8 protein-coding genes and 1 pseudogene are annotated in these 8,953 nt (G+C 58.0%); 5 read left to right on the top strand and 4 right to left on the bottom strand.

The features are described from left to right. Nucleotides 1-377, top strand: a pseudogene (locus tag KBZ15_RS12720) (hypothetical protein); the annotation flags it as partial. A gap of 56 nt (nucleotides 378-433) precedes the next feature. Here the strand turns inward: KBZ15_RS12720 and KBZ15_RS12715 are convergent. Further along, nucleotides 434-1,099 carry an SDR family oxidoreductase gene (locus tag KBZ15_RS12715; protein ID WP_255015559.1) on the bottom strand — a complete coding sequence of 222 codons (666 nt, stop codon included), beginning with the start codon at nucleotides 1,097-1,099 and terminating at the stop codon, nucleotides 434-436. Beyond that, entirely contained in the window at nucleotides 1,099-1,632 is a 534-nt protein-coding gene (locus tag KBZ15_RS12710; protein WP_254930905.1) for a CDP-alcohol phosphatidyltransferase family protein, read from the bottom strand. Before KBZ15_RS12710 ends, KBZ15_RS12715 begins: the two co-directional genes overlap by 1 nt. Nucleotides 1,633-1,707: 75 nt before the next feature. Here KBZ15_RS12710 and KBZ15_RS12705 point away from each other — a divergent pair, with 75 nt between their 5' ends. Then, nucleotides 1,708-2,145: a CBS domain-containing protein gene (locus tag KBZ15_RS12705; RefSeq protein ID WP_254930904.1), complete on the top strand. Its 438-nt coding sequence runs from the start codon at nucleotides 1,708-1,710 to the stop codon at nucleotides 2,143-2,145. Here the strand turns inward: KBZ15_RS12705 and KBZ15_RS12700 are convergent, their stop codons facing one another. Next, nucleotides 2,146-2,550 (bottom strand): gamma-glutamylcyclotransferase, encoded by a 405-nt coding sequence (locus tag KBZ15_RS12700; RefSeq protein ID WP_255015557.1) that lies wholly within the window; start codon nucleotides 2,548-2,550, stop codon nucleotides 2,146-2,148. Further along, nucleotides 2,543-4,504 carry a CHASE domain-containing protein gene (locus KBZ15_RS12695; RefSeq protein WP_255015556.1) on the bottom strand — a complete coding sequence of 654 codons (1,962 nt, stop codon included), beginning with the start codon at nucleotides 4,502-4,504 and terminating at the stop codon, nucleotides 2,543-2,545. Before KBZ15_RS12695 ends, KBZ15_RS12700 begins: the two co-directional genes overlap by 8 nt. Nucleotides 4,505-4,897: 393 nt before the next feature. Between KBZ15_RS12695 and KBZ15_RS12690 the strand changes: the two genes are divergently transcribed. The 3 genes from KBZ15_RS12690 to KBZ15_RS12680 all read left to right on the top strand — a co-directional run. Next, nucleotides 4,898-6,247, top strand: a complete 1,350-nt coding sequence (locus KBZ15_RS12690) for a glycoside hydrolase family 130 protein (protein WP_255015555.1) — start codon at nucleotides 4,898-4,900, stop codon at nucleotides 6,245-6,247. Continuing rightward, nucleotides 6,244-8,514 (top strand): glycosyltransferase family 4 protein, encoded by a 2,271-nt coding sequence (locus tag KBZ15_RS12685; protein WP_255015554.1) that lies wholly within the window; start codon nucleotides 6,244-6,246, stop codon nucleotides 8,512-8,514. The genes KBZ15_RS12690 and KBZ15_RS12685 overlap by 4 nt, the downstream gene beginning before the upstream one ends. Beyond that, a partial coding sequence (locus KBZ15_RS12680; RefSeq protein ID WP_255015552.1) for a Gfo/Idh/MocA family protein occupies nucleotides 8,511-8,953 on the top strand: 443 nt, incomplete at its 3' end. The genes KBZ15_RS12685 and KBZ15_RS12680, both read left to right, overlap by 4 nt.

Here is an 8,953-nt window from a genome sequence, read left to right as displayed (position 1 = left end):
CCAGAGATGAACGTCTCCGCACGGTGGAGGTGCGTCCTGACATGCAGGAGAAAAACGATTTGCCCTTTCCTTCGGACATCAATGCCGCCTTCATCGAGCAGCTGTGGTCAATGATCCTCGAGAGTCAGGCCCTGGCCAGTTATGACCTGATTGCCTTCCTGCCCCTCACGGGCGAGCCAGGCATCGACCCCTGCCTGGAGAACGACGGCATCCGCTCCGTGGAAGGGGCCTATCGCGCCTGGGTTGATGCCGCATTCAAGCAGCTCTATCGCCATGACCTGCCTGCCCGCTGTCCCCAGGCCTTCCGGGTAGTGGAGATCAGCGGTGGCAGGCCTGAGCGGGTCAAATCGCTGGAAGAGGCGATCGGATTGGTCTGAATCTGCCACCCCTGAATCTGAAAGCCCTGAATCTGAAAGCCCTGAATCTGATAGCCCTACCAGGGCAGTACCTCGCCATTGGAGTGCCAGAACGTGCCGCTGGTCTCCAGGGTGAGGGCGTCAATGCGGGCTAGCAGACCTGTCACGGCCTGCTCGGGGCTGATGCCCTGGGGGTTGAAGTTGATCATCCGGGTACGCACCAGGCCCGGATGCAGTATTGCCACGGCAATGCCCCGGGGGCGCAGGTCGATCGCCAGCGATTTACCCGCCATGTTCAGCGCCACCTTCGACATGCGGTAGCCGTAGGAACCGCCGGAGCCGTTGTCGTCGATTGAGCCCATACGGCTGGTCATCAGTGCCAGCTTCGAGCCGCTGGCCAGATTCGGCAGCAGGGCGCGAACCAGGCGTAGGGGTGCCAGAGCGTTCACTTCAAACTGGCGCCGCAGGCTGTCGGGGTCGAGCTCCTCCAGCGAGGAGCGCTCGAGGATGCCCGCATTGAGGATCAGCCCAGCCAGCACCAGCCCATCGAGCCGCTGCACCAGTTCAGCGATGGCGGCTTCAGCAGTGAGATCGATCCCCGCCTCGATGCGCACCCCCAGGGCCTCTAGCTCCGGAGAGGCCGTGCGGCATAGCGCTATCACCTGCTCACCCCGGGCCTGCAGCTGGCTGCAGTACTCCAGGCCGATGCCGCGGTTGGTGCCGGTTACCAGATAGGTCGCCATCAGTGGCCAGAACGCAGATATCCCCATGCTGACGCCAAGGCCAGAGCCAAAGACGGCCAGAACAGCCACCAGCCGACCAGTTGGGTCCAGCCGGCCCCTGCCCAGGGCCAGAGCAGCAGCAGCAAGCTGGTGAACTGCAGCACAGTTTTCGCCTTGCCGCTCCAGGAGGCGGGCCCGCCGCTGGTTTCGGCGGCGCGCCAGCCAGAGATCAGCAGTTCCCGGGCCAGCAGAAGCCAGATCGCCCAGAGGGGCACCATCCCCTTGGCTCCGAGCCAAAGCAGGGGCGCCGCGATCAAAATTTTGTCGGTGAGGGGGTCGAGACGGGCACCCCACACAGAGCCGCCGCCCGCCCGCCTGGCCAGCACCCCATCGACCCAGTCGCTCAAGCCGCCCAGCAGCAGCAGCAGCCAGGCCAGGGTGAGCTGGCCACTAGTCAAAGCCAGGATCAGTGGCAGGCCCAGGGCGGCCCGGCCCAGGGTGAGGCCATCGGCCAGTTGGCGGGTTCTAGATGGTCTGCTGCCTTTGTTTGTCATGCCCGCCGAGCTCGACCCCAGAATGGCTCCAGTCTTGTCTCTTCGCCCGTGGTGCAACAGCTGGTTTCTGCCGTGATGTCGGCCCCGGTGCTGAGCGTTGGCGCCGACAGCCCCCTGCAGGAGGCCGTGCAACTTATGAGTGAGCACCACATCAGCGGTCTGCCCGTGCTGGATCCAGCCGGGGCGCTGGTCGGCGAACTCACCGAACAGGACCTGATGGTGCGCGAAAGCGGCTTCCACAGCGGCCCCTACGTGATGCTGCTCGATGCGGTGATCTACTTGCGCAATCCGCTCAACTGGGACAAGGAGGTGCACCAGGTCTTGGGCAGCACCGTCGCTGAGGTGATGAATGCCAAGGTGCACACCTGCAGTGCCGACCTGCCCCTACCGGATGCGGCCAAGCTGCTGCACGAGCGCAGCACCCAGCGCCTGTTTGTGATTGATTCAGCCAAAAAGCCGGTGGGCGTAATCACGCGGGGGGATGTGGTGCGGGCCCTGGCGGCGGCAGGCTGATCAGCAAGCGCCCTGCCACCTGCCGCTGGCAACCAGGGGAGAGTGGCGAACCTGGCGTGCCCGGCCCAGATAGACCCAGGCGAAGGGCCCTTGCCATAGCTCGAGCCAGTAGCGCTGGAACAGCCGGGGAGCCCCCTCGAATCGGTCCAGTCGCTCGAGCATCGGGGCGCTCACCCGGTAGAGCTCCCCGTGGAGAAGGGCCGTCTCCCCGGGGCTGGCGACCGCCATCGGGAACGGCCCCAGGTCAAATAGCTGTAAACCGGCCAGTTGGGCTTCGCCAAGCCAGGCTGCACCGTCAAGCCAGGCGTGGCTGGCCTGTTGGCGCTTAAGGCTGCCATAGACAAACACCCTGGTCGGCCCAGCCCCGTCAGTGATAATTGGATTGTTTGCCCAGCCCTCATCCATGACTATCGCTTTGTTGGTCGCTCTGGCCGGTTCCTTGGTGCTGATGGCTGTGATCGTCAAGCGCCTGGAGCAGGCCTGAAACCTGAACCGACTTGCCCGAGCTCCGCTTAGCCGCGTACATGGCGTTGTCTGCGGCTGATAGAAGCTGCTCGCGGCTCTCACCGTGGTCTGGGTAGCGGGCTATGCCCACGCTGGCCGAGATGTTGATCGCCCGGTTAAGCTCCAGAGAGGGGAGGCGACTTGAATCGACCAGCTTCCTGGCCATGGCCTCCAATTCGGCGCAATTGCCTGCCTCCGGCACCAGCACCACAAATTCATCGCCACCCTGACGACAGAGCAGGTCGCCGTCGCGGATCACCTTGCTGAAGCGTTCGGCGACGATCTCGAGCACCTGGTCACCAACCTTGTGGCCAAATTTGTCATTAACCAACTTGAACCCATCCAGGTCGAGATAGAGCAGGCCCAGGGCGTGGCCGTGGCGCTTTGCTAGGGCCAGGTGGCGCTCCAATTGCTCCATCAACATTGAGCGATTTGCAAGGCCAGTGAGGGTGTCGTGCATGGCCATGTAGCGCATGGACTGTTCGGCCTGATGGCGCTCGGTGACGTCCTGATACATCCCCACGAAGTAACGGGGTTGAAGCTTTTCATCTCGCACGGTTGTGATGCTGAGGTGATGACAGCGAATTTCCCCATTGCGCAACTTGTTCCACAAGTCCCCTTCCCAGTAGCTCTTTTGGTTGAGATCTTTGCGCATCTGTTCGTAAAAAGCTGCATCATGCCTGCCGGATTTGAGCAGGTTGGTACGTTGTCCTTTGATTTCTGAGAGGCGAAAGCCGGTGAGTTGGCTAAAGCTGTTGTTTGCCATCAGAATCTGGCCGTCTGGATTTGTTACAACAATTCCCTGGCTACTCTCTTCAAACACCGTGCTGGCAAGAGCCCGCTCCTGGCTGGCGGCCTCACTGATTACCAGAGCTTGCCGGGTGGCCAGATGGTTGGCCACCAATATGTGGGTGACGAGGGCTGCAACGATGCTGGTGCTACCCCCGAGGAGCAGGTTAATCCAATAGGCACTGGTGATTCCATTTGGCCCCACCAGCCTCGGTGAAAGCTGAACACCGACCAACCAAGTGCGGCCACCTATGTGGAGCGGCTCATAGGAAGGATGGCTGAGTTGCTGGCGGGGGACCAGCTTAAGGTTGTCGTAGAGCAGTTGACTGGCAAAGGGCCGGTCGCCATCGAAAACCAGCACACCGGTGCCAGCCATATCGGTATTATCAATGCTTGCTATTGAACTGTTCACCAAATCGTTCATACGCAGTGGCGAGTAAGCCCAACCCAGCAGCTTGCGGGTACTGGCTCCTGGCAAAAGACCCCGGTCGGCGTAAACGGGCAAATAGATAAGTACTCCCCGCTGCATATCCTCCTGGGTTTCCTGCACCAATTTCACCTTGCCGCTGAGGCTGGCGGCACCCGTCTGCCAGGCCGCCTGCATCGCCTGGCGCCGAGTTGGCTCGCTGTACATGTCAAAGCCGAAGGCCCGCTGATTGCGCCAGTCGAAGGGCTCGAGGAATTCGATTGAGCTATAGAGAGCCCTTGGCCCTGGCGGCCGGACGCTGAAGTTGGCAAATCCTTCTGAGCGGATACGTTGTTCATAAGCCTCCAGCAGGGGGGCCGGAATCAAGCGGGCAAAGCCAACCCCTTGCACACCTTTGAGCTGGCCAGTGTGGAGGGCTACGGTTTGATAATAGGTTGCGAAATTATCGCGGTTAACTTCAACTGATGAGTTAAACAAACCCACCACCCCAGCCAACATGGAGATATTGATCTCAAGCTTGCTGCGCAAGGCATCGCTGACGTTATCGAGCAGGGTACTTTCAATGCGCAGGTGTTCCTGCTCCCCAAAGCGCCTGGTCTGCTCGCTCACCGCCCCGGTGCCGGCCAGCCCAATCGTCAACACAACCCAAGGCAGCAGGGCAATGGTGCGTTGCCTGCCCCAGGAGTTGATTAGCCCCCCTATCAGTACCCGGGGAGCAACTCTCACATCAGGTGATCTAAAATGAAACCTATTCTAGGCTGATACCAGCATCTGCTGGGGAATAGGCTCGGCGAGCACGGGGCGGCAGGGGGTGTACTACTGTGTATGGGTAGTGGGCAGTCGAGGGGCGATAGACAAAAAGCAACACCGCTGAAGCTAGCTTTTTGGTCCCCACGCAGATTATAAGCAATGGTGCTTCAAGTTAGTAGAACACATATCCAAATCAAGCCTGATCCTGCCCGGGTTTTTTTCAGGCCATTTGAGTCCAGTAGCAAGGAACGTAGTCAAAGGATTGTGGCCCGAGTAACGGCCATGTCCCGCTCTGAGGCAGAGCAAGAAGCTGCCATCATGCTGGAGCGATTTGAGGGTCGCCATGAAAAGCTCCAGGCATTTCTGCTCAGTCGCTTCGAGCATGTACGCGAACAACTGATCACGGATCAGCCACTTAATCGCTGCGAACGCTTGCTGATTGGTGCCTATTTCACGCTGGAATATTCCCTGGAAGCGGCTGCGCTCTTCAACCCATCAATCGTGCCCCACCCGGATCAGTCTGGGCTGGAGTCAGGCTGCCTGCGCTTTGTGCTCAGTCTGAGGGCTACGGGCGAGGGCCATATCTCCTCGATTGTTTTTCGAACTGGTGTGATCAGTCGCCAGATTGGCATCTCCCTAGATGAGCCCAGCCCCTTCGTGGCAGCTGCAGATGTGCATCCAAACCCAAGTTATGACAAACACCTATTCGAGCGCAAACTGCTCGAATTAGGCTTACTTTCGGCATTGACCCAGCAATTGATGGATCAATTGCCCGACCATTTTAGTTTTGAGCAGCTCACCCTGCTTTCCAACCAAGCCCTGCGCCGTGATCGCCTGGGCAATGGAGATGCCGTTCGCATGGTGGAGAGTGTGCTTTCACTGGCCAGGGCAAATTACGAGATCAGCTTTAACACTGGTGATGATTGCTCGGAGCGGGCCATCTTTCCCACCTCTCCCACGGAAAGAAGAGGTATCGAGGATGCTCGTTTCGTCGCCTTTGAGGATGGGGGGCAAACAACATATTATGCAACCTATAGTGCCTATGATGGTCAACTTGTATTCCCCCAGTTGCTTGAAACCAGGGATTTTACCAAGTTCAAAATAAGCACCCTCAATGGTCCAGAAGTGGAGAATAAGGGCATGGCCCTTTTCCCACGCAAGCTAGGAGATTGCTATGCGATGCTCTCCAGGCAAGATGGGGAGAATATTTACTTAATGTATTCTGACCAGCTCCACTTCTGGCATGAGAAGAAAATCCTGATGCGGCCCACCTATCCATGGGAGTTCGTTCAGGTTGGCAATTGCGGCTCCCCGATAGAAACCGATGCCGGCTGGCTCGTTTTAACCCATGGAGTCGGGCCAATGCGACGCTATACAGTTGGAGCTATCCTTTTGGATCTAAATGATCCAGGTCAGTTGATCGGCCGTCTCAAGCAGCCACTGCTAGAGCCAACCCAGGAGGAAAGGGAGGGATATGTGCCGAACGTTGTCTATAGTTGTGGCTCCCTTATTCATAACGGAACACTGATTATCCCCTACGCCATGAGCGACCAGTCAAGCAGCTTTGCCACCGTGCCAGTTGATCAGTTGCTGAATGAATTAATGAGCAACCCAGTGGAGCAATACTCATGAAGCCAAATCCGGTTCGCAAGATTGCAATTATTGGCGATTACCTGCCACGAAAGTGCGGTATCGCCACCTTCTCCCACTCCGTTTATCGAGCCCTCAGCGAAGATACGGCCACTAATGAATGTTTCATTGTGGCGGTTAACGACGTGCCTGAGGGATATGCCTATCCGCCTGAAGTTCGCTTCGAGATTGAAGAGCAGGACCTAACCAGCTATCGCCGTGCTGCCGACTTCCTCAATCTTACTGACACAGACGTCATCTGCCTACAGCACGAATTTGGTATCTACGGCGGGCCGGCTGGTAGCCATATCCTCACCTTGTTGCGCCATGTTCACATACCGGTTGTTACCCAGCTCCACACGGTACTGGAGGAACCCAGCGTTGAACAGCTGCAGGTGATGAAGGAGCTGGCTGCCCTCTCTGCCCGAATCATTGTGATGAGCGAGCGGGGGCGCCAAATCCTCGTGGATATCTATGGATTGGAGGCTGACCACCTAGATGTCATCCCCCATGGGGTGCCAGATATGCCCTTCGTTGATCCCAATTACTACAAGGATCAGTTTGGTGTCGAGGGGAAACAGGTTCTGCTCACCTTTGGGCTAATTTCGCCTGCAAAGGGCATTGAGAATGTTATCCGTGCCTTGCCCGAAGTTATCAAGATATTTCCAGAGATGGTTTATATCGTTCTTGGCGCCACCCATCCCCACCTCTTGCGTGAGCAGGGTGAAACCTATCGATTAAGCCTTGAGCGTCTTGCGCAAGAGCTGGGGGTTAGGAAACAGGTTGTTTTTTATAATCGATTCGTCGGTTCAGAAGAGCTAAAGGATTTTCTTGGTGTGGCTGATATTTATATCACCCCCTATCTTAATCGCGATCAGATCACCTCCGGCACCCTCTCCTATGCCTTTGGCTGCGGCAAAGCGGTAATTTCCACTCCCTACTGGCATGCGGAGGAACTGCTTGCTGATGGCCGCGGTGTGCTGGTACCTTTTCGAGATAGTGGGGCAATTGGCGCGGCCTTAATTGGTTTGTTAACTGACGATGTGCGTCGTCATGCCATGCGCAAGCAGGCCTACCTCCTTGGTAGGGGCATGATCTGGAGCCAGGTGGCGGCTCTCTATGCCAGCTCCTTTGAACGCGCCCGTTTAAAGCGCGGCAATGGAGTGGTGATCCACTCTCCCCTCAAACCATTGGAACAGGAGCCGCGGGAGCTCCCGGCCCTGAGGCTCGAGCACCTTAAACGGATCACAGATTCCACAGGTATCTACCAGCATGCCAAATATACCCTTCCCAACTTCAAGGAAGGATATTGCACCGATGACAATGTGCGTGCCTTGCAGCTGCTGGTCATGCTCGAAGAGTCGGGTGACGTTACCCCAGAGGTTCAGTCGCTGGCAACCTATTATGCATCGTTCATTAACTATGCCTATATCCCAGAAACCTGCCGTTTTCATAATTTTATGAGCTTCGAGCGCACCTGGCTCGATGACGATGGCTCCGATGATTGCCTGGGGCGCACCCTGCTGGCCCTGGCCGCCTGCGTAGGCCGCTCCCGCCGCGACGACCTGCGCCACTGGGCAGTGGATCTGTTCCAGCTGGCCTTGCCTTCGGTCACCAAGACAACCAGCCCACGGGCCTGGGCCCTCGGACTCAAGGCCATCCATGAGTATCTGCGCAAACTCAGTGGCGATCGAACCGTCGATTTGATGCGCGATACCCTCACCGAACAGTTGCTGGCGGCCTTCCATCAAACCAGTGGCGATGAATGGCCCTGGTTCGAGAATGTGCTCAGTTACGACAATGCTTCGCTCCCCCACGCCCTGATCCTCAGCGGCCGCTGGTCGAATCGAAGCGATGCCCTGGATGTGGGCCTGCGCAGCTTGCGCTGGTTGATGGCGGAGCAAACCGCCGAAGCAGGCCACTTCAGGCCAATTGGCTCAAACGGGTTCTACCGTCGCGGCCAGCATCGCGCCACTTTTGACCAGCAACCGCTGGAGGCGTGCGCCTCGGTATCGGCCTGCGTGGAAGCCTGGTCAGCTACGGGGGATGGATTTTGGCTCGGCGAGGCCTGGCGAGCCTTCGCCTGGTTCCTCGGTGATAACGACCTGCACCTGCCTCTCTATGACGCCCGAACCGGTGGCTGTTTTGACGGTCTTCAAGACGACAGTGTCAATATGAACCAGGGCGCTGAATCAACCCTGGCTTTCCTCCTTGCTCTGCAGGAGATGCGACTACTCGAACTCGCTCGCCATTCCATCCCCAAGCCATGAATAGAATCCGCATTGGTGCTATCGGAACAGGGGGCTTTGGCCTATTTGCCCTCCAGCAGTTTCTTCAGGTTGATGGCGCTGAGCTTGTAGCCATGGCTGGCACCCACCGCGAGGCGGCCCTAGCGGTTGCCCGCCGCTTCGGTCTGTCCGAAAATATTGAGGTGGAGAACCTGATCCAACTTGATCAGGTTGATCTTGTTTACATCGCCACGCCTCCCTTTCTCCATTACGGCCAGGTGCGAGCCGCCCTTGACGCGGGTAAGCATGTGATCTGCGAAAAGCCGCTGGCGCTGAGCCTGGCCCAGGCCGATGAGTTGCTCCAGTTGGCCCGTGCCCGCGATCTGCTCTGCGTTGCCAATTTGATGCAGCGCTATAACCCCCTGTTTGAAGCGGTACGCCAATTGATCAACTCAAATGTGATCGGTGAGTGCCTGCATGG

It is taken from the genome of Cyanobium sp. BA20m-p-22, assembly GCF_024346275.1.
Taxonomy (GTDB): Bacteria; Cyanobacteriota; Cyanobacteriia; order PCC-6307; family Cyanobiaceae; genus Cyanobium_A.
The sequence above is the reverse complement of the archived record's forward strand: the minus strand, read 5'-3'. Positions and strand labels throughout refer to the sequence as shown.